The sequence below is a fragment of the Alcanivorax sp. genome (assembly GCF_002733835.1).
Classification (GTDB): Bacteria; Pseudomonadota; Gammaproteobacteria; order Pseudomonadales; family Alcanivoracaceae; genus Alcanivorax.
On record NZ_NVWY01000006.1, the window covers coordinates 41,849 to 59,908 of the forward strand.

Genomic DNA, 18,060 nt, shown 5'->3' on the forward strand with positions numbered 1-18,060 from the left:
GCCAGTCAGTGGGGCCGGGCGAAGCTGGCCCCACTAATAAGTGCGTTACTTCTACTTCTTTTCTTCCTTATCGCTTTCCTTGGGCGTTTTGCGGTCCGGGCGGGCGCCGCCGCCGGACAGGGCGCGCCAGAAAGGAATGCGGCGGGTTACCGCAACCATTTCGTCAACGCTGTCGCTGATGCCGGACAGGCGATCCACCGTGTCACGCAAGCCCACCAGCTCGTCCACATGCTCGGAAATCTTGAACACCACCATGTAGAACTCCAGTAGTGCCCGCAACACCGATGCCGCCACCAGAAACGTGAGCGGCGCGGCAAAGAAAAAGTAAAAAATGCCGCGCCAGGTGGATGCCATAAAGGCTTCTACGCAAAGGTACAGCAAGCCCATGGCGATGGCGGTCAGGGCAATGCCGTAGACCCCCGGCATGACCTGAATAATCATGTATTTGTCGAACTTGAAGTTGAACAGTTCGCGCCAGTATTGAACCACCCAGAAGTAACCTCGGCGGATTTTTTCGTTGAATTTTTCCGGTGCGGACGGCTGGAGGGTCTCCTCGCTGGCATCGCGTTGTTGATCTACCATTTTGCGTACTGCTCCTCGACAAAACCGTAGTGGCGTTCGATTGGCAGGCGGCGCCCGTCATCCAGGCGGAGCTCGCCATCGAAGTGACCAAACAGCTGATTGAAATTGCTGGCAAAAAGCCCCAGGTTGAGGCGCTCTTTGTGGTTTCCATTGGGGGTGAACTGAAGGTGTACCCGGCCGCACAGGCTGCGGATTGTCCAGGGTTGCATCAGCTCGTTACGGTTGTAATCAAATATCACTCCGCCGGTGGGGACCATGACATCATCGATCCACAGGCAGTTTTCGGAAAAGGTTGTCTCATTGACACCACAGGACAGGTTGAGCCCGATGCGGGTATCACCAACCCGGGTAGACAGGCAGGCCCAGTTCCAGAACGTTTCACGGCGCATATAGCCGGCGGAAAAATCATGGTGGCCGTTGGCGTCGATGGCGCTCAGGTCGGTGTGTTTGCCCTGACGTTGTAATGAGCCGGTGACGGCTTTGCCGGCTACCTTGTTGGCATAGACCCAGCCATTAATACCGGTGCGGGTGCACAGGGACATGGGCTGGTATGTGGGGCCCTCGTCCATATGGGCTTCCAGTGCCAGATCATCCAGCTTGATCGACAGACTTTTGCTCAATGCGCCCTGGTCGTCCTGCTGGTAACCCAGTCGAATATCCACGTTTTTTTGCCGGAATACGCTTTCGCCCTGTTGCGGTGATGCGGACATGCGCAGGTCCCTGCCCAGGGGGGAGCGCCAGGTGTATTCGTGCAGGGCGCCGGTTTGCGGTTCAAACAGGTAGAAAAAGGCCATGCCCAGGTAGCCGGTATGGGCAAAGGCGCAGCCGGCCAGCAGCTGATCACTGATGATGCCGAAATACTGGAACTGCTTGTAATGAAAATGCCGTGCAAAGGAAGAGGCGGGCTTGCCCATGGGAGTGCGGTAATCCGCTGCACGACCGTTAACGTGGGCGACGGTTTCCGGGAACACACCGAAAGCGACTCGGCCCTGGTTGTCCACCAGTGCCGGCGGTTGTTGTTGAAATGTCATGGGGTTGGCCAGCTGACAGGAACAATGAAGCCCGGTTGGTCATGGTGAGGGCCCGTGACCATGAGCGCGCGTGAATGGCTTTCAACATAGTCAATCACGGTGGCGCGATCAACGAAATTGGTACCTTTGTCTGACATAAACGGTGTGGGCCAGCACGGCCGCTCAATGATTGACCAGAGTCCGTCATCCAGCTCGTCGGTGGCGCGCCACCAGCCACGTTCGTGTCCGGGGTTTGGTTTCACACCGGAGGGTGGGATAGCGCGATGATAGAAGAGTCTGCCGCGGGTCAGCAGGGCCTGCCCGTGCACCTCCCAGCCCTGTTCGGCCAGTTGGGCGCGGGCCATGTCGGATCGGGAACGTGGTAATTGCTGCTGGTAAAGGTGGTGTGCCTTGCGGGCCAGGGTGTCGTGGCGATTGGGGCCGTACCACTGCTCGGCGGTGGCCAGATAGAATTTGAGTGCCAGCTCCCAGTGCCAAAGCTCGCCGCTGCGAAGGTCACGCACCAGCATGTCCAGTTCCCCCAGGGTGCGGCCTTGTTCGCGAATAGGCAGGTTACTGGCAATGCGCTCCAGGCCCTGGCTTGCATCAACCAGGGCAGCGACCCACTGCTCGAAGATCAGCCCCAGACGGCGCGGGCTGGGGTGGGCCTGTAATTGGGTGGCGGCGTTATGCAGTAATGCCGGATCGGCTTGCAGCTCTCGCTGCAGCAGATGTCCGGCATCGTGGAAGGGCGAGCAGGGCAACAGGGCGGGAGCCTGAACCAGCCAGCCAAGCTGACGGAGCAGGGTGTCTGTTGCGTTGTGAGTCATTACACCGATGTAGGCACCGATACTGGCTGCTCTTCACGTTTTTTCAGGGCACTGCGGACCTCGTCAGCCCAGTGCAACCAGGCTTGCTGGTCGAGGATGCCCCGGCGCAGGGTCAGGTAGGTAAACAGGTCCCGGTCCCGGCTGGTGTCATCCAGTTTGCTGGCCAGTGACTCGAAGGTGTTTAGCCGTTCACGGCGCAGGTCGGTCTGGTCGTCCAGCTCCCGGAGTATGGACGCACTGTCGGACAGATCGCCGCCGGCAATCTTGACCATGAACGCATCGCGGATGCGTGGTGGTGCGGCTGGCTTGCGAAGCCAGCGAATTAACTCGTCGCGTCCTTCATCCGTGATCCGGTACAGTTTTTTGTCCGGTTTGCCGTCCTGGGGGATATGGCGATATTTCACCATGCTCTGGTCGTTGAGCTTCCCCAGCTCCAGATAGATCTGCTGGTGGGTGGCGTTCCATACCAGCCCGATACTGTTGGCAAATTCGCGAGCGAGGTCGTAACCGCTGGCTTCCTGGTCTTGTAGCAGGACAAGTATGGCATGGCGCAAAGACACGGCTCACTCCTCGTTTTTTTGTGATGTAATACCAATTTGATAGTAGAGAGCTGTGTAGTTGCTGCGCAATCCGTTGAATAAGTAGTTTTGTAAAAACTTGGTGAAGTTAGCCTACAGGGTTCGGCAAGTGTAAGTATTTGTTATCAAAAGAGATGCAGTGTGTAGGCCGTGTAGCGGATAAAGGAAAGCGACGTTGCACTTTGATGTCAGTGCAACGTCAGCGGGGGTTGTCTTGGCGGGTGCGAGGGGGAAAGGAGAGCAGCATGCTCTCCTGATATTGCGCTGAGGCGAGCAGCTGCTCCGGACCCAGCTTGGGGATCAGGTTATTGATCAGGCTGCGGCTGGCTTTACGGGTGGTTTCCACGCCCACGCTGGCGACTTTGCGCAGCACCGGGCCGAAGCCGAGCAGCGCCATGGGCTTTTCGAAGTACCAGTCGATGGCTTCATCGGTGAGGGTGAGCAAGTAGGCGGTCAGTTCGCGACGGGCCTTGTCCTCTTCCCCCTCCTGGCACAGCCGGGTTACGTCCTTGCATTGGGCGCAGAGCGCCTCGCTAATGGGGAAGGCGACGTACCAGTGGTCGCCGTCGGTGGCAGGGTGGCGCACCTGATCCATATAGTCGGCGGCGGCCTTGTTTTGCGTCAGGTCCATTTTTTTTGCACTACGGCTGATCACCAGGTGGGTGGTCTTGCTGATGGTGCTGCAGGTCATGTTGACCACTTTGAACATGCCGGGGCTCAGGTCGGCGGCTTGTGCGGCACGGGTGATGAATGCGGCCAGCGATTCTTCGATAAACTGGGCCATGATGGCCTCAATTTCCTTGGGTTCCGGGCGTTTGGCGCCGCCCTTCATGCGTTGAATAAAGCCGTCGGTACGCTGGTGAAGGCTGTCACTGGAGCGGAAAGCCACGTGGGGAGTTGTCATTCTTTTATTCCTTTCAGGCAATCAGGCATGAGCCCCATCTTACCCAGCGGATATTCCGGGATGAATGACCCAAAGTGTTGGTCGGGTGGCTATTTCTTTTTCCGGGCGAATGGCAGATGATTCGCGACCGGCAAGCAACCTGCGTTTAGAGCGGGTCTGAGGAGAATGTCATGTTAGGCGTCGTCAACGCGGATGCGGATCAGGTGAAACGCTGGTTGCAGCAAGCCAATATCCAGCACTACATCTGTGAACATTGTCATGCACTGCACCTGTCTGAATTACAGGGCCGTGAAGGGGTGGTGGATGCGCGGTTGTTCGTGGAAGAAGACGGCATCCTGCTGACCAGTGAGCTGGAAGTGCGCCCGGCGACCCTGTTTGCGGTACAGGCGGAACTGAGCCGGCTGAATATGGCGTACCCGTCCGTGAAGCTGTTTCTGGATGTGAACGATGACTCCCTGCCTCGCCTGGTGGTGTGTGACCTGTTGCTGGGCCGCAAGGGGGTGAGCTTTGAGCAGTTCATCTATTTTGTGCAGGCAACCGTTGATGCTACCTCGCAATTGCTGGATGAATGCCAGGAAGAAGGCTGGCTGCTATGGCCGGACGACTTTGATTCTGACGCCAGTGGGGCGTTGCACTAACAACGAGAGGGCACGGCCAGTGCATGATAATGCGGATCTGTTGGGCGGGGTGGGCGGCAGCCCACTTGATGGCCTGATTGATGGGCTGGCCCGGCAGGGTTTCGCGGTGGCGCCCGGGTATTTCCCGGTGGCGCTGGTGCGGGCCTTGCGCGAGGAGGCGTGTTACAAGGACCAGCATGGTGAGTTTCGTCTTGCCGGCATTGGTCGTCGGCAGGAACACCAGAAGGATACCCGCGTTCGCAGCGATCGCACCTGTTGGCTAAAAGGTGACTCGCTGGCTCAGTGTCAGTTGTTTGAAGGGCTGGAAAACCTGCGGCTGGCGGTCAATCGCGAGCTGTTCATGGGGTTGTTCGAGCTGGAATCCCACTTTGCCATTTACGGGCCGGGGGATTTCTACCAGCGCCATGTGGATGCGTTTAATGGCAACAACGGTCGGTTGTTGTCCGTGGTGCTCTATCTCAACGAAGGCTGGCAAAGTGAATGGGGCGGGCGCCTGCGCATCTGGCCGGAGGCGGATGCGACCCGTGTGGCCACTGAGGTGGAGCCCCGTGCGGGCACGCTGGTGGCGTTCCTCAGCGAGAAAATTCCCCATGAAGTCTTGGCAGCTACCCGGGAACGCTACAGTATTGCCGGATGGTTCCGTTGCAACAACACTACCGCCGACTGGCTCGATCCGCCGCGCTGATACTGGGCTGCTTGCTGCTGCCGCACCCGGTAGCGGCGGCGCTATGTGCCGAACCGGGCCGTGATGGAGTCATGCCGGTTGGCAGCACCATCAATGGTTATTTCTCCGGCCCGGACAACCAGGCGTGGCCCCCGGGCACCCGCACTCTGACGTTGTCTCATTCCCGTGGCCGGGCAGGGCTGCAGCCCGGCGATCTTGCCCTGTTAATGCAGGTTCAGGGCGCCCCTATCAACACATCCAACTCCGCCGCCTACGGCCAGATACGTACCGATGCGCCTGCCTCGTGGGCGCAGGAATGGGTGCGTATCGAACGGGTGGACGGCGACCAGGTGCGTATTCTCGGCGCGGGTCCGGGGGGCGGGCTGTACCACCATTATGAGAATGCCCCGGCTAACCACGAACAGGGTCGTCGGCGCTGGCAGCTGGTGCGGGTGCCGCAATTCGATAGCCTGGGTCTGGAGCAGGATGTGGCTGCATTGCCCTGGAATGGCGTCACCGGCGGGGTGTTGGCAGTGGATGTGCGCCGCCAGCTGGATCTCAATGGCCACACCCTGTCGGTGCGCGGCACGGGTTTCCGCGGGGCGCCAGCGGTGTCATTGCAGGGGGCGCTGGGGCGGCCGGATGACTGGCGCTACAGCACGCCCAGCGTGGACGATCAGGCGGTGGGGTATGGCCACCATGGCAGCAAGGGCGAGGGCTTGGCAGGCACCCCTTTACTGCTATTGCCCGCTGCGACAACGGGCTACCCCCAGGGTGATATGGCCAGGGGCGCGCCTGCCAATGCCGGTGGCGGGGGGAATGGGCTGGATCTGGTGCACCGGCAGTTGGGTAACGGCGGTGGTGGCGGTAATGGTGGCGCCGGTGAAGCGGGGGCGCCGGAGCAGGGTGGCGGCGAGGGCGGCCACCCGGCGGTGGCAGGCTGGATACTGGGCGGCGGCGGTGGGGCGGCTGCCCGGCGCAGCGGTGAGGGAGGAAACGGGGGGCAGGGTGGCGGCCTGCTGGTGATTCGGACTGCACGGCTTGTGGGCGATGGCCTGTTGGATCTGCGTGGTTTGCCTGGTCGCGGGATCACGGGCGCAGGCCGGGCGGAGACCATTGGCGGCGGTGGTGGTGCCGGTGGGACGCTCTGGCTGGATGCACCTGCTGCAACGACGGTATCGGCAAGCATTGAGCAAACCGGTGGCGCGGGTGGCGGTGCCGGGGGCGCTGGCGGGGCAGGCCAGCAGCTGGCCGCCCGGGATGGCGTCATGCCGGCTTTTCGCCCGTTACCGGTTGCCGGTGTCGCAGCCGGCTATCGTTGTCGGCCGGCGGGCCACTGGATTACCGGGCAGCTGTTCGACGACAACGGCGCCGGGGAGCCCGCTCTGGCGTTTAACGGTCAGCCCGATCCAGGGGAGCGTCGTTTGTCGGGTTGGACTGTGAGTTTGGCAGGTGCGAGCCGTGAACCCGACAGGGTCACCACGGCGAAAGGCGGCCACTTCCAGTTCCGGCTTTCCGAAGCTCACAGTCAGGGGCAGCCCCTGGCCCTGACTCTGACTCTGCCTGAACGCTGGCACGTGCCGCAATTGCCGGGACTCAACGGTCAGGCCGGTAAGCAACAAGGTGAGACGCTGCGCTGGGACTTGCGGGCGCTGCCGGATCAACATTCCGGGCCGTTGTCACTGGGGCTGGTGTCTGATCCGCTCTGGCAGGGCCCCGACAATCAGCATCTGGAAGCCGGCAGCACCGCGGTACTGCGGTTTGAATATCGTGCCAGCCTTACCGGGCAGGTGCAGTTCGCCAGCGCTCACCCGGCGGTGCGCAGTTTGCTGATGGATCGCCATTGTTCCGGCAACAGCGAGCAATGGCAGAGCGGCAAAAGCCCTGCCTGGTCCGTCACGGCGGGTGAGCGGGTCTGTGTGCGAGTACCAATTTTGTTTCAGGGAAAAGGTACGGCCATTTCCGTGACCGCAACCACCGTAGCCACCGGTGCGCCTGACGGTTTCACGCTTTCACCCCAGACCGTCACGGTAAAAATTCTTCCTGCCCCTTGAAAGTGATTTGCAGGCCCCCATTTTCTTATCCAGTGACAACTGGCCGGTTGGAGCAATGCAGACAGTCTTGAGGACTGCCGGCGGCTCCGTGTCACATCAACCATTTTTAAACCGTTTTCCAGCGGACGCCTGCGGGGTCTGCTGGTGAGATTGGAATGAGGATAGTGTGATGAATACCGGATTTTCCCTCGCCCCGTTGTTTCGCCATTCTGTGGGCTTTGACCGTTTCGATGAGCTGCTGGACGCGGCACTGCGTGCTGACCAGTCCAATGGCTACCCCCCTTACGACATCATCCGCGAAAGTGATGGCCGCTACCGTATTGTGATGGCCATGGCCGGCTTTGCGCGCAGCGACCTGGATATCACCGTGCAGGAAAATGAACTGCGCATTCGCGGTAACCTGAAGACGGAACAGGACAGCGAGCGTACCTGGCTACACCGCGGTATTGCCCGCCGGGCTTTCGAGCGAACTTTCAAGCTGGCCGACCACGTGGAAGTGGAGGCGGCAGGGCTGGAGGATGGCCTGCTTACCGTGACGTTGACCCGAGTGGTGCCGGAAGAGAAAAAGCCCCGTGTGATCCCGGTTGACGGTGCGCCGACACCTACAAAAAGTAATTAATCGCTCACATTCTGTGACGCGGTTTTTGTGACACAGTAAAGGGGCCGTAATGGCCCCTTTTTGTTAGTTTCGGGAGTAGATAAAGGCAAAAGCTGCACCAATAACCGGATGGAACAACCGGGTGGTGTGGTTATCGCAAAAGGATCTGATCACGACAGTGAGCAGCATTCGGAAACACTGTCGGTCAGGAAGACTGGCGCACAGTTCGGTTTGCGTATTTCACACTACGCGCACAAAACGGTGGATTGTTCGCCATTTGTTCGCCACAGGGAGAGGCAGCAATGAAACGACTCTACTATTTCACCAAATCACTCGCGTCTGTTCAGGGCATTACCGGTGAACTGCGTCAGGCAGGGATCGGTGAAAACCGCCTGCATGTCATGGGCACCGACACCATGGCCATCGCCCAGGCTCATGTACACGGCACCACCCCGTGGGAAGAAACCGACATCATGCATTCGGGATTTCTCGGTGCGCTTATTGGCATGGCGGCTGGTTTGTTCGGCGGCTTCTTGCTGGCAGGGCTTGATCCCTGGGGAGCCAATCTGGAGAGTGGCGCCATTATCGGAGCGACCCTGTTTGGTACCTGTTTTGGCGCCTGGCTGGGTGGCTTGCGCGGCGTCTCGTCTACCAACCATCACCTGTCTCCGTATATCGACCGGGTAGAGCAGGGTGATTACCTGATGATGGTGGATGCCGATGACGATCTGCAGGCCACCAAGGTGGAAAAGGTCATGCATGGTCATCGCCATGAGGCGGAAGAAGCCGGCCGGGAAGAGCACTTCAGTCCGTTTGATTGAGTGAACGCCGGAGGCCAGATGCAGGACGCCGGACAAAGAAATCACCGCCAGGCTGCTTGACGCGACAAGTGATCCTTATACTGATTGGCGTCAGGCGTCAGGCGTCAGGCGTCAGGCGTCAGGCGTCAGGCGTCAGGCGTCAGGCGTCAGGCGTCAGGCGTCAGGCGTCAGGCGTCAGGCGTCAACTTTATCCATCCAATACCCCGCCACGTCCAGCATGCGGTGGCTGAACCCCCATTCGTTGTCGTACCAGGCCAGCAGTTTCAACTGGGGCCCCAGTAGCCGTGTGTGGTTGGTGTCCACCACACAGGAATAGGGCAGATGATTGAAGTCGCTGGAAACCAGCGCCAGATGGTTCATCGCCAATACCCCCTGCAACCCCCCATGGGCGGCATTGCTTAGGCTCTCATGGATATCCTCCACCGTGACGGGCTGTTCCAGCAGTAGCGTCACATCTACCAGCGACACATTCAGCGTGGGCACGCGTACCGCCATGCCGTCCAGTCGCCCGGCCAGATGCGGCAGCACTTTGCCCACCGCCCTGGCGGCCCCGGTACCGGTGGGGATCATGTTCACCGCCGCTGCCCGCGCCCGCAGTAAATCCCCGTGGGCCTTGTCCACCAGGTTCTGGTCATTGGTGTAGCTGTGGATGGTGGTCATCAGCCCCTGTTTCACGGTGAAAGCTCGGTCGAGCACATCCACCAATGGCGCCAGGCAGTTGGTGGTGCAGGAAGCGTTGGAAACGATCTGCTGGCTATCATCAAGCAGGCCGTGGTTAACCCCGTAAACCACCATGGCGTCGGCATCGTCCACCGGGTAGCTCACCAGCACGCGGCGGGCGCCAGCGTCCAGATGGCCCTGGAGCTGTGCGTGCTGCTTGTAGCGACCACTGCACTCCAGCACCAGATCCACCGAGTGCTCGCCCCAGGGTAACTGGTCCAGATCGGTGGTGGCGTAGCAGGGGACCCGGCGGCCATCAATCTCCATGGCGTCGCCGTCATAATGCACGGAATAGGGCCAGCGGCCGTGGGTGGTGTCGAAGGCAAGCAGGTGGGCAAGCACATTGAAATCGGCCAGGTCATTGATGGCGACCAGTTCAAAACGCTCCCGTGCCGGGTGTTCACTAAGGGCCCGAACGAGGCAGCGGCCGATGCGGCCGAAACCATTGATGGCAATGCGAATAGCGGGACTGTTGTTCATGGTGCCTCCCTGTCCGCGGATAGGCCGGGCAGGGCGCTTGCGACTTGCTGGCGACCCTGCTCTTGCTACTTCGAGTCTAGTCCTGCGGCCAGGACAGGGCCAGCCTGCTCAAGCTTTAGTCAGATGAACGCCCAGGCCCCGCTGTTCTCTTGCAATAGCCGTGGGCATTCGCCACAATGCGCGCTCGTTTCGCGGCTGCCATGCCCGAAACGCGTTATGGTCGACCCGTCGGTCCCCCCGCAACGATAAGCTGCGAACCCCGCCAGGCCCGGAAGGGAGCAACGGTAGCAGTGGACTTGTGTGCCGGGGTGCGGCTGGCGGGAAGACCGCTCTAATCTCTCCGCTACATGCCGCTCGCTTTCACGTAACACGCTTCTCCCACTGTCCTCCCCCCGGGAACTTCGATAGCATAAGCGCTCTGATTCCAATCCCTTTGTATTGGTGGCCATGATTGCCGCTGGAGTGCTATGAGTTATCAGGTCCTTGCCCGTAAATACCGCCCCCGTACCTTTGATGAACTGGTGGGGCAGGAGCACGTTTCACGGGCCCTGATGCATGCCCTGGATCAGGATCGGCTGCACCATGCCTACCTGTTCACCGGTACACGCGGGGTGGGGAAAACCACCATTGCCCGTATTCTGTCCCGCTGCCTGAACTGTGAGCAGGGTGTCAGTGCCCGCCCTTGCGGCGTATGCCCTACCTGTCAGGAAATTACCGACGGGCGCTTCGTGGATCTGATCGAAGTGGATGCGGCCAGCCGTACCAAGGTGGAAGACACTCGCGAATTGCTCGACAACGTGCAGTACGCACCGACCCGGGGCCGCTACAAGGTGTACCTGATCGATGAGGTGCACATGCTCTCGGCGCATTCGTTCAATGCGTTGCTGAAAACCCTGGAAGAACCGCCTCCCCATGTGAAATTCCTGCTGGCTACCACTGATCCGCAGAAACTGCCGGTGACCGTGCTGTCCCGCTGTTTGCAGTTCAGCCTCAAGGCGTTGCCGGCCGAGCAGATTGCCGGGCATCTGAAAGCCTTGCTCGACAAGGAAATGATTCGCTACGAAGAGCCGGCGCTGCTGTCGTTGGGTAAAGCGGCTCAGGGTTCCATGCGCGATGCGTTGAGCCTGACGGATCAGGCGATCGCTTTCGGCAGTGAGCAACTCAGCAGTGAGGCGGTGAACGCCATGCTGGGTACGGTGGACCGCAACCACGTCCTGACGCTGCTGGTGGCGCTGGCGGAGCAGGAGCCCGGTGGTGTGCTGCAGGCGTTGGCGACGGTCAGCGAGCATTGCCCCGGCGAGCTGGCCTTGCTGGATGAACTGATCAGCCAGCTTCACCAGCTGGCGGTGTGCCAGGCGGTGCCCGGCAGCTATGACGAGACCCAGCAACAGCTGGCGGCTGCACTCACTGCGGAACAGATTCAACTGTATTACGACGTGGCCCTGCGGGGCCGTCGTGATTTGCAGGATGCCCCCGATAGCCGCGCCGCACTGGAGATGTTGTTGTTGCGCATGGTGCTGTTTACGCCCAAGGGCGTGCTGGTGCAGGGGGACAGCCCCGCCGCAAAAAAGCCTGAAGCGGCAGCGCCGTCGGCAGAGCCCGGCGGTAAGCCGGATTTGCGTGCCCTGCTGAACAGCCCGCCTGCCGCTGCGTCTCATTCAGAACCTGCTGCTCGGCCCCCCGAGCCGGCTCCTGCCACGGTGACATCCGCGCCCGCTCAGCAAGCGGCTCCGGTAGAGACGCTGGCACCTGCGTCTGCGGATGACGCCCCGCCCTGGGATGAGACGCCGGTTTCTGCGTCTCCCTCGGCCTCGGCTGCCCTGGCCCAGGTGGAAGCGCACCAGGCAGAGCCTGTTGCTGAGGCTTCACCAGTGGCGACCCCGGCGCAGAGCGAACCTGGGCCAGACGCAGAGCCCGCTCCTGAGCCAGAAAACCTGGCGCCGCTGGCGGAGCCGACTAGTGAGGCGGAAGTGGCCACCTGGTGGGCCGCCTTGTTGTTGCGCCTGGACGTGGATGGCACGGTGCGCAATATCGCCCGCAATGCGGTGCTGATCAGCCGTGAGGAAAGCGTCTGGACGCTGCGCATCAGCCCCGGGCATCAGGTGCTGGTCAACAAGGAGCGGCTGGAGGAATTGAGCGGTGCGCTGGGCAATTACTTCCAGCGACGCATTCAGGTTCAGGTGGAATTTGAGCAGCAGCCGGGCGCGACCCCGGAGGTAATGGCCGAAGCGCGCCGGCAGGAATTGCTGGCCCAGGCGAAGGATACCCTGCACGCCGACCCGGTGGTGCAGCAGTTGGTCACAACCTTTGCGGGACGATTGGACGAAGAAAGCGTCACCCCGAAAGAGACAGTGGAATAAGTACGCTGGAAGCGAGATGCATGACGCCGGACGCTACAATCAAAATCACAAGCAAAGAGCGCAACAGGCTTGACGCGGCAGCGATGCTTTTAGACTGATCATGCGTCATGCGTCATGCGTCATGCGTCATGCGTCATGCGTCATGCGTCATGCGTCATGCGTCATGCGTCATGCGTCATGCGTCATGCGTCATGCGTTAATTTGGAGCAAACCATGGATTTCGATATTAACAATCTCATGCAGCAGGCTCAGGCAATGCAGGAGAAGATGAAGAAAATGCAGGACGAGGCCGCCAACAGTGAAGTGGTGGGCGAGTCCGGTGCGGGCCTGGTGAAAGTCACCATGAACGGTCGGCACGATGTGAAAGGCGTGGATATTGATAACAGCCTGATGAGCGAAGACAAGGAATTGCTGGAAGACCTGCTTGCCGCCGCGGTGAATGATGCGGTACGCCGGGTGGAAAAACAGCAGCAGGACAACATGCAGAACATGGCGGGTGGCTTTCCCTTCCCGCCTGGCTTCAAACCGTAAGCTCACCGACGAGACGCCGAGATTGTGAAACACGCGCCGCTGGTCGACCAGCTTATCAACGCCTTTACTTGCCTGCCCGGGGTTGGCCCGCGCTCCGCTCAACGCATGGCCTATGCGTTGCTGGACCGGGGGCGTGAATCCGGGCGCCGGTTAGGCGATGCACTGCACGCGGCCATGGACGGCGTGCAGCATTGTCAGCGTTGCCGGAACTATGCTGAAGCAGAACTTTGCCCTGTCTGCGATGATCCGCGTCGCGATGCCTCGCTGGTCTGCATCGTTGCCACCCCCGGGGATGTGCTGGCATTTGAGCAGTCCGGCGAATACCGGGGCCAGTACTTCGTGTTGATGGGGGAACTCTCGCCGCTGGACGGTGTGGGCCCCCGTGAGTTGGGGCTGGATGTGCTTGAACAACGTCTTAATGAAGGGCAGATCAGCGAGTTGATTCTGGCTACTGGCACGACTGTGGAAGGCGAAGCCACAGCCCATTATGTACTGGACCTGGCCCAGGACGCGGGAGTGGGTGTCAGCCGCATCGCCCAGGGGGTGCCCATGGGCGGTGAGCTTGAATTCGTTGATGGCGCTACCCTGGCCCAGGCGCTGAGAGGTCGCAGGCCCTTTGACGCCTGATAAAGGGCCCCTTCCTTGGGGGCTATCGAAAGCGTAAATCTCCTTTTCTACCCGTAAACACAAGCCGCGGTTTCGTCTGGTTTCCCTTGGCGGCTTTCTGTTATGGTTGGACCAAGCAAGCGCTAGGTTGTGCGCAATCCAATAATCCAAGGAGGTCCAGTGAGCGCCCTGAACTATTTCAATGAAACCCACCAGATGGTGCGAGATACCGTCCGCAAATTCGTTGAGCGGGAAATCCTCCCGGAGGTGGATGACTGGGAAGAAGCAGGGGAATTCCCCCGGGAGTTGTACAAGACGGCAGCGAATGCGGGCATTCTGGGTATCAATGCGCCGGAGGAGTTTGGTGGGACGGGCGAAGACGTCTTCATGAAAATCGCCGCCTGCGAAGAATTGGTGCGTTGCTCATCGGGCGGACTTTGCGCAAGCCTGGGATCGCTGGATATCGGGCTGCCACCGGTCTGGAAATGGGGCAGTGATGCCATGAAGCAACGGGTTATTCCCGAGGTGATTAATGGCGACAAAATCTCCGCCCTGGCCATCACCGAGCCCAATGGTGGTTCTGATGTGGCGAACCTGCAAACCCGTGCCGTGCGAGATGGCGATCACTATGTGGTGAACGGCGCCAAGACTTTTATCACCAGTGGTGTGCGAGCGGATTATTACACCGTGGCGGTCCGTACCGGCGACAAGGGATACGGCGGCATCAGCCTGTTGCTGATCGAGAAAGGCACGCCGGGCTTTACGGTGGGGCGCAAGCTGAAAAAAATGGGTTGGTGGGCCTCTGACACGGCCGAGCTGTTTTTCGAAGATTGCCGGGTGCCAGCGGAGAACTTGATCGGCCCGGAAAATGGTGGCTTTTATTGCATCATGAGCAATTTCCAGATGGAACGTTTGATTCTGGCGGTGACGGCAAACAGCACGGCTCAATTGGCGCTGGATGAAGCCATGAAGTATGTGAAGGAGCGGGAAGCCTTTGGTCGTCCCCTTGCCGGCTTTCAGGTGACTCGCCACAAGCTGGCGGAAATGGCCACGGATGTGAAAGCCAGCACTGAATTTACCTACCGGGTGGCGGCCCGGATCGCGGCCGGTGAAAACTGTGTGCTGGATGTGTCCATGGCGAAGAATGTGGCAACACGCTGCGCAGACAGAGTGACCTATGACGCCGTACAACTCTTCGGCGGCAGCGGTTACATGCGTGGCACGGTGGTGGAGCGTTTGTTTCGCGACAACCGGATTCTGTCCATTGGCGGTGGCACCCACGAAATCATGAACGAAGTGATCGCCAAGCAGATGGGGCTTTGAATTATTAGTTACGAGCTTCTAGCTACGAGCTGCTAGCTTCAAAACGGTAAAGATTTTTGGTCCCGAAACGCAAGAGGCCGCGCCCAATAAGTTTGGGCGCGGCCTCTTTGCTTTCCTGCGGAAACAAGCTCAATCGCGTTAAAGCTCGTAGCTAGAAGCTCCCGGCTGTTAGGTACACTCCGCCCGTGCCGGTGCCATCTTGCAGCGAACCTTGCGCAGCAAGCCGAGCATATCCGGGTCGTAGTAGCCTTCGTCACGAAGCTGGTTGCGTGCTTCCTGCATCATCACTTCGTACTCAGCCTTGTCTGCATCGGGAATTTCTACCCACCAGTGTTTGTCCACGTGTTGGGCTTCTTTATCCAGTTGGTCGGTGATGCGGTGCAGGTTGTTGTAGAAATACTCCCGCGACTTTTGCGCCATTTCCGCCGGGAATTTATCTTTCTTGGCGATCAGCTGAATGGTCAGCTGGGCCAGCGGGTAGTTGATGATGCCACCGTCCGGGCTCAGGCCCTTGTAGAGTTCCAGCGCGTTGTAGGCGACCAGCGGCGCAGCGATCACGTCCACCACCCCGTTGTTGAACTTGGTGGAGAAGTTGGTGATGTCTGAGGCAACCGGTGTGGCGCCGACCTGGGAAACCAGTTTGGCCTGGGTCTCATCGTATTCCAGTACCGCCACTTTCTTGCCGGCCGCTTTGGCCAGGGAGTTCACCTGGCGGTCGTTGACGAAAATATAGGCTGCCCCGGCGGGTGCAATCCCCATGATCTGGTAGGAGCCCTGGGACAGTTTGTCTGCGCTCTGGGGGTGGGCCAGCACCTGCAGCACCACCTTCATGTGGTCCATGGTAGGGATGGCACCAATGGAGTCGACAGTACCGGCGTATTTGTTGAACGCCCGGCCGCGGATGCCGGTAATCAGGGAGGCGTCACAAACCCCGGCTTTCAAATCTTCTGCCGCAATGGCTTCGTTAGTGTAGGGGACCAGCTCGGTTTCCAGGCCCCAGTCCAGTGCGGCGGCTTTCCAGTCTTTCATGGCACCCATGACCGGGCCCACGTTGCCGACAATGTCGAATACACAGATTTTGCGTTTGATGGTCTCTGCCTGCACGGAGAGGGAGGCAGTGAGCGCACAGGCCGTGACAACGGCGGTGAACAGCTTCTTCATCAGTCTCTTCCTGATTGTTATTGCTAGTATTTTGGCTGACGCCGGGAGCGTTTCCCGATACTAGTGCCAGAATCGGGGAAAGCAAAAACACCAAGCGTCAGGAATGCGGGATATTAAGTCAATGGCCCGGCGTAGCCGGTGTCCCGCTGTCGGGCGCATGGGCATCATCTGTTCTGGTGTGCATCTTCGGTGCTGTCCCAGGAAGGAGGGGGGATTTTTGCTTTGCGGCGGACCTCTCCAGGGGTGTGCCCGGTCCAGCCCCGGTATGCCTTGCTGAAACTGGCCTGGTCGCTGTAGCCCAGATAATCGGCAATTTTTTCCAGTGCCATATCGGTATCTACCAGATAGCGGGTGGCAAACATTTCACGAATTTCGTTGCGAAGCCCACTGAAAGCAAACCCGGACAAGCTTAAGTGGCGGCGTACAGAGCGAGGGCTCATCCCCAGCCGGGCTGCTACCCGTTCCAGGGTGCTGTCACGCCCGGGAGCGTTGCGGATTTCATGGCGTACCTGAATAACTACCTTGAGGCTTTCATCGCCCTGGGCCTGCTCCTGGGAGCGGGCAGTGGCCAGATAGTTGGCCACTGAGGCGTCATCATCACGAACTTGCCGGCCGGATAGCGGAAGCAGAACGCGGTTGTGATCGCAGTTGAATTTCATTTCGATGCCTTCGCCCAGGTGTTGAAAACTGGAGGCCTTGGCCGAGCAGGGGAAGTCGTATTCAAAGGTAAAGTGGCGACAGACAAGCGATGCCAATGCATGAATGCTGCCCATGTAGATGTTGGTAACAAAGGGCCTTAGCTCACCGAGATCCCAGCTGTCATGCAGGCGGATGGAAATGTCTTCGCCGGTGCAGTGGATCTCCATATCCATGATGGGTAATGAAACGCGCAGATATTGCACCACCATGTTGACCAGCTTGCGATAATCCTGTTGGCGAAGCAGAGCAAAACCCAACAGACCATGGCCCTGTAAATCCAGCTCCTGACCGAAGCGAAATGAGGCGGTGTCGTCTTTGAGAAGAGAGTCAGCATGACGCAGCATGGCGAGTAGCTGTCTCATGGTCAGGTAAGCATCAGGGTTATTCAATAAAGCGGGGTCGATGTTGGCTTCTTTGAGTACGGTAGTTCCACTTAATCCATGTTTTTGTGTGAACCGTAAGAAACGGCGGGCATAGCGGATAGAAATTAGCGGAACGTCCAGTGCCATCCCATTATTTTTCATTTTTCTGCCTTGGCCATGTGGCCTGACATTGTTGTTATTTTAGTTGTGATGCGCATCTCATAGAGCGCGTTATTGTTGCTGGCTTAAACCAGTGTTGCCATTTTTAACAAAAAAATGGCCGCTTTGACTATTAAGTAAATCACGGTCCATGTAGATCATGAGCACCGCTTTTTAACGCATAAAAATAAACATGGAGCGGGAAAATGCAACGGGAAAATGCATCTAGCCTGAAAGCCCGATATCTACCTTTGTCCAAGGTATCGGTACCCATAATGCGAAGAATGTATGAGATTTATTCTGGCTACTACGAAAATATAAGTTTGGATATTTTTTGCCAGGACATGGTGGAAAAGAGTGGCGTTTTTTTAGTGGAAGAGAGAAAAACCAAGCGCGTGGTTGGTTTTTCTACCCTGAAGGTTCTCGACATGAATGTGGAGGGGCGCAGGGTAAAAGGGGTATTTAGTGGTGATACCATCATTGAAGAACAATACTGGGGCAGTAAAGCCCTCCAGGTGAAGTTTTTCTTCCGGATGATTCGCGAAAAAATACGTCACCCGTTCCGTCCCATGTTCTGGTTGTTGATTTCCAAGGGATATAAAACTTACCTGCTGCTGGCAAATAATTTCCATAATTATTATCCCAATCCGGAAGGCAGGAATCAGCGACTCGCCCCCTTGGTTGATGCGTACTGCCAATCGCTATTCGCTGATTACTATTGCAATAAACGCCGCCTTCTTGATTTTGGTGAAGGCTATACGCACCTGAAATCCGATGTGGCGGGAATTTCTGATGAGATGCGTTTGGGCAATGCAAAAATCCAGTTTTTTGAAAAGCGGAATCCTTCCTGGCAGCGCGGTACGGAATTGCCCTGTATTGGGCAGGTTAATCTGAAGCTCCTGGTTAGCTACCCCTTCCAGCTATGGCAAAAACAGCGCCGTAAAACCAAGCCTGCAGTGGCAACTGTGGCCTGCGAATAA

The 18,060-nt window shown here is 58.7% G+C and carries 18 protein-coding genes and 1 other RNA gene; 11 read left to right on the plus strand and 8 right to left on the minus strand.

Going from position 1 to position 18,060, the window contains the following annotated elements:
- Positions 1-51 precede the first annotated feature (51 nt).
- The 5 genes from COA55_RS05025 to COA55_RS05045 all read right to left on the minus strand — a co-directional run bounded on the left by COA55_RS05025 (position 52) and on the right by COA55_RS05045 (position 3,904).
- Positions 52-582 carry a DUF4282 domain-containing protein gene (locus COA55_RS05025; RefSeq protein ID WP_290500877.1) on the minus strand — a complete coding sequence of 177 codons (531 nt, stop codon included), beginning with the start codon at positions 580-582 and terminating at the stop codon, positions 52-54.
- Entirely contained in the window at positions 576-1,613 is a 1,038-nt protein-coding gene (locus tag COA55_RS05030) for a DUF2804 domain-containing protein (protein WP_290500878.1), read from the minus strand. The genes COA55_RS05025 and COA55_RS05030 overlap by 7 nt, the downstream gene beginning before the upstream one ends.
- Positions 1,610-2,422 (minus strand): DUF1853 family protein, encoded by an 813-nt coding sequence (locus COA55_RS05035; RefSeq protein ID WP_290500879.1) that lies wholly within the window; start codon positions 2,420-2,422, stop codon positions 1,610-1,612. Before COA55_RS05035 ends, COA55_RS05030 begins: the two co-directional genes overlap by 4 nt.
- Positions 2,422-2,982, minus strand: coding sequence for a PadR family transcriptional regulator (locus tag COA55_RS05040; RefSeq protein ID WP_290500880.1), 561 nt, complete (start codon positions 2,980-2,982; stop codon positions 2,422-2,424). Before COA55_RS05040 ends, COA55_RS05035 begins: the two co-directional genes overlap by 1 nt.
- A gap of 217 nt (positions 2,983-3,199) precedes the next feature.
- A complete protein-coding gene (locus COA55_RS05045; RefSeq protein WP_290500881.1) occupies positions 3,200-3,904 on the minus strand; it encodes a hypothetical protein in 705 nt (234 codons plus the stop codon).
- 170 nt (positions 3,905-4,074) lie between these two features.
- Between COA55_RS05045 and COA55_RS05050 the strand changes: the two genes are divergently transcribed.
- The 5 genes from COA55_RS05050 to COA55_RS05070 all read left to right on the plus strand — a co-directional run bounded on the left by COA55_RS05050 (position 4,075) and on the right by COA55_RS05070 (position 8,679).
- A complete protein-coding gene (locus COA55_RS05050; RefSeq protein ID WP_063519261.1) occupies positions 4,075-4,542 on the plus strand; it encodes a YbjN domain-containing protein in 468 nt (155 codons plus the stop codon).
- 19 nt (positions 4,543-4,561) lie between these two features.
- Entirely contained in the window at positions 4,562-5,227 is a 666-nt protein-coding gene (locus tag COA55_RS05055; RefSeq protein ID WP_290500882.1) for a 2OG-Fe(II) oxygenase, read from the plus strand.
- The gene (locus COA55_RS05060) at positions 5,185-7,260 is read left to right on the plus strand and encodes a hypothetical protein (RefSeq protein ID WP_290500883.1); all 2,076 of its coding nucleotides are present in this window, start codon (positions 5,185-5,187) and stop codon (positions 7,258-7,260) included. The genes COA55_RS05055 and COA55_RS05060 overlap by 43 nt, the downstream gene beginning before the upstream one ends.
- A gap of 169 nt (positions 7,261-7,429) precedes the next feature.
- Positions 7,430-7,879 (plus strand): Hsp20 family protein, encoded by a 450-nt coding sequence (locus COA55_RS05065; RefSeq protein WP_155136092.1) that lies wholly within the window; start codon positions 7,430-7,432, stop codon positions 7,877-7,879.
- A 281-nt stretch (positions 7,880-8,160) separates the two neighbouring features.
- A complete protein-coding gene (locus COA55_RS05070; protein WP_290500884.1) occupies positions 8,161-8,679 on the plus strand; it encodes a hypothetical protein in 519 nt (172 codons plus the stop codon).
- A 174-nt stretch (positions 8,680-8,853) separates the two neighbouring features.
- On the opposite strand, the gene gap is transcribed toward COA55_RS05070, so the two are convergent.
- Complete coding sequence (gene gap / locus COA55_RS05075; protein WP_290500885.1) at positions 8,854-9,879, minus strand: type I glyceraldehyde-3-phosphate dehydrogenase; 1,026 nt, start codon at positions 9,877-9,879, stop codon at positions 8,854-8,856.
- A 226-nt stretch (positions 9,880-10,105) separates the two neighbouring features.
- On the opposite strand from gap, the gene ffs reads away from it, so the two are divergent.
- From ffs to COA55_RS05100, 5 genes are all read left to right on the plus strand, one after another.
- Positions 10,106-10,202: signal recognition particle sRNA small type (ffs, locus tag COA55_RS05080), an RNA gene on the plus strand.
- 144 nt (positions 10,203-10,346) lie between these two features.
- Positions 10,347-12,239 (plus strand): DNA polymerase III subunit gamma/tau, encoded by a 1,893-nt coding sequence (gene dnaX / locus COA55_RS05085; protein WP_290500886.1) that lies wholly within the window; start codon positions 10,347-10,349, stop codon positions 12,237-12,239.
- Positions 12,240-12,452: 213 nt separating this feature from the next.
- Positions 12,453-12,770, plus strand: coding sequence for a YbaB/EbfC family nucleoid-associated protein (locus tag COA55_RS05090; RefSeq protein ID WP_290500887.1), 318 nt, complete (start codon positions 12,453-12,455; stop codon positions 12,768-12,770).
- Between the two features lie 24 nt (positions 12,771-12,794).
- Positions 12,795-13,397, plus strand: coding sequence for a recombination mediator RecR (recR, locus tag COA55_RS05095; protein WP_007149477.1), 603 nt, complete (start codon positions 12,795-12,797; stop codon positions 13,395-13,397).
- Positions 13,398-13,556: 159 nt separating this feature from the next.
- Positions 13,557-14,699 (plus strand): acyl-CoA dehydrogenase family protein, encoded by a 1,143-nt coding sequence (locus COA55_RS05100; RefSeq protein ID WP_063519944.1) that lies wholly within the window; start codon positions 13,557-13,559, stop codon positions 14,697-14,699.
- 168 nt (positions 14,700-14,867) lie between these two features.
- Here the strand turns inward: COA55_RS05100 and COA55_RS05105 are convergent, their stop codons facing one another.
- Positions 14,868-15,860: a putative solute-binding protein gene (locus COA55_RS05105; RefSeq protein WP_290500888.1), complete on the minus strand. Its 993-nt coding sequence runs from the start codon at positions 15,858-15,860 to the stop codon at positions 14,868-14,870.
- A 164-nt stretch (positions 15,861-16,024) separates the two neighbouring features.
- Positions 16,025-17,083: an AraC family transcriptional regulator gene (locus COA55_RS05110; protein ID WP_063519942.1), complete on the minus strand. Its 1,059-nt coding sequence runs from the start codon at positions 17,081-17,083 to the stop codon at positions 16,025-16,027.
- 281 nt (positions 17,084-17,364) lie between these two features.
- On the opposite strand from COA55_RS05110, the gene COA55_RS05115 reads away from it, so the two are divergent.
- Positions 17,365-18,060, plus strand: a complete 696-nt coding sequence (locus tag COA55_RS05115) for a hypothetical protein (protein ID WP_290500889.1) — start codon at positions 17,365-17,367, stop codon at positions 18,058-18,060.

Excerpts from the sequence above, each read along its gene's own strand:
- COA55_RS05090 (WP_290500887.1), top strand. The coding sequence starts at position 12,453 with ATGGATTTCGATATTAACAATCTCATGCAGCAGGCTCAGGCAATGCAG.
- COA55_RS05115 (WP_290500889.1), top strand. The coding sequence starts at position 17,365 with ATGTATGAGATTTATTCTGGCTACTACGAAAATATAAGTTTGGATATT.
- COA55_RS05035 (WP_290500879.1), bottom strand. The coding sequence starts at position 2,422 with ATGACTCACAACGCAACAGACACCCTGCTCCGTCAGCTTGGCTGGCTG.
- gap (WP_290500885.1), bottom strand. The coding sequence starts at position 9,879 with ATGAACAACAGTCCCGCTATTCGCATTGCCATCAATGGTTTCGGCCGC.
- COA55_RS05110 (WP_063519942.1), bottom strand. The coding sequence starts at position 17,083 with ATGAAAAATAATGGGATGGCACTGGACGTTCCGCTAATTTCTATCCGC.
- COA55_RS05025 (WP_290500877.1), bottom strand. The coding sequence starts at position 582 with ATGGTAGATCAACAACGCGATGCCAGCGAGGAGACCCTCCAGCCGTCC.
- dnaX (WP_290500886.1), top strand. The coding sequence starts at position 10,347 with ATGAGTTATCAGGTCCTTGCCCGTAAATACCGCCCCCGTACCTTTGAT.
- COA55_RS05070 (WP_290500884.1), top strand. The coding sequence starts at position 8,161 with ATGAAACGACTCTACTATTTCACCAAATCACTCGCGTCTGTTCAGGGC.
- COA55_RS05045 (WP_290500881.1), bottom strand. The coding sequence starts at position 3,904 with ATGACAACTCCCCACGTGGCTTTCCGCTCCAGTGACAGCCTTCACCAG.
- COA55_RS05030 (WP_290500878.1), bottom strand. The coding sequence starts at position 1,613 with ATGACATTTCAACAACAACCGCCGGCACTGGTGGACAACCAGGGCCGA.
- COA55_RS05050 (WP_063519261.1), top strand. The coding sequence starts at position 4,075 with ATGTTAGGCGTCGTCAACGCGGATGCGGATCAGGTGAAACGCTGGTTG.
- COA55_RS05065 (WP_155136092.1), top strand. The coding sequence starts at position 7,430 with ATGAATACCGGATTTTCCCTCGCCCCGTTGTTTCGCCATTCTGTGGGC.
- COA55_RS05105 (WP_290500888.1), bottom strand. The coding sequence starts at position 15,860 with ATGAAGAAGCTGTTCACCGCCGTTGTCACGGCCTGTGCGCTCACTGCC.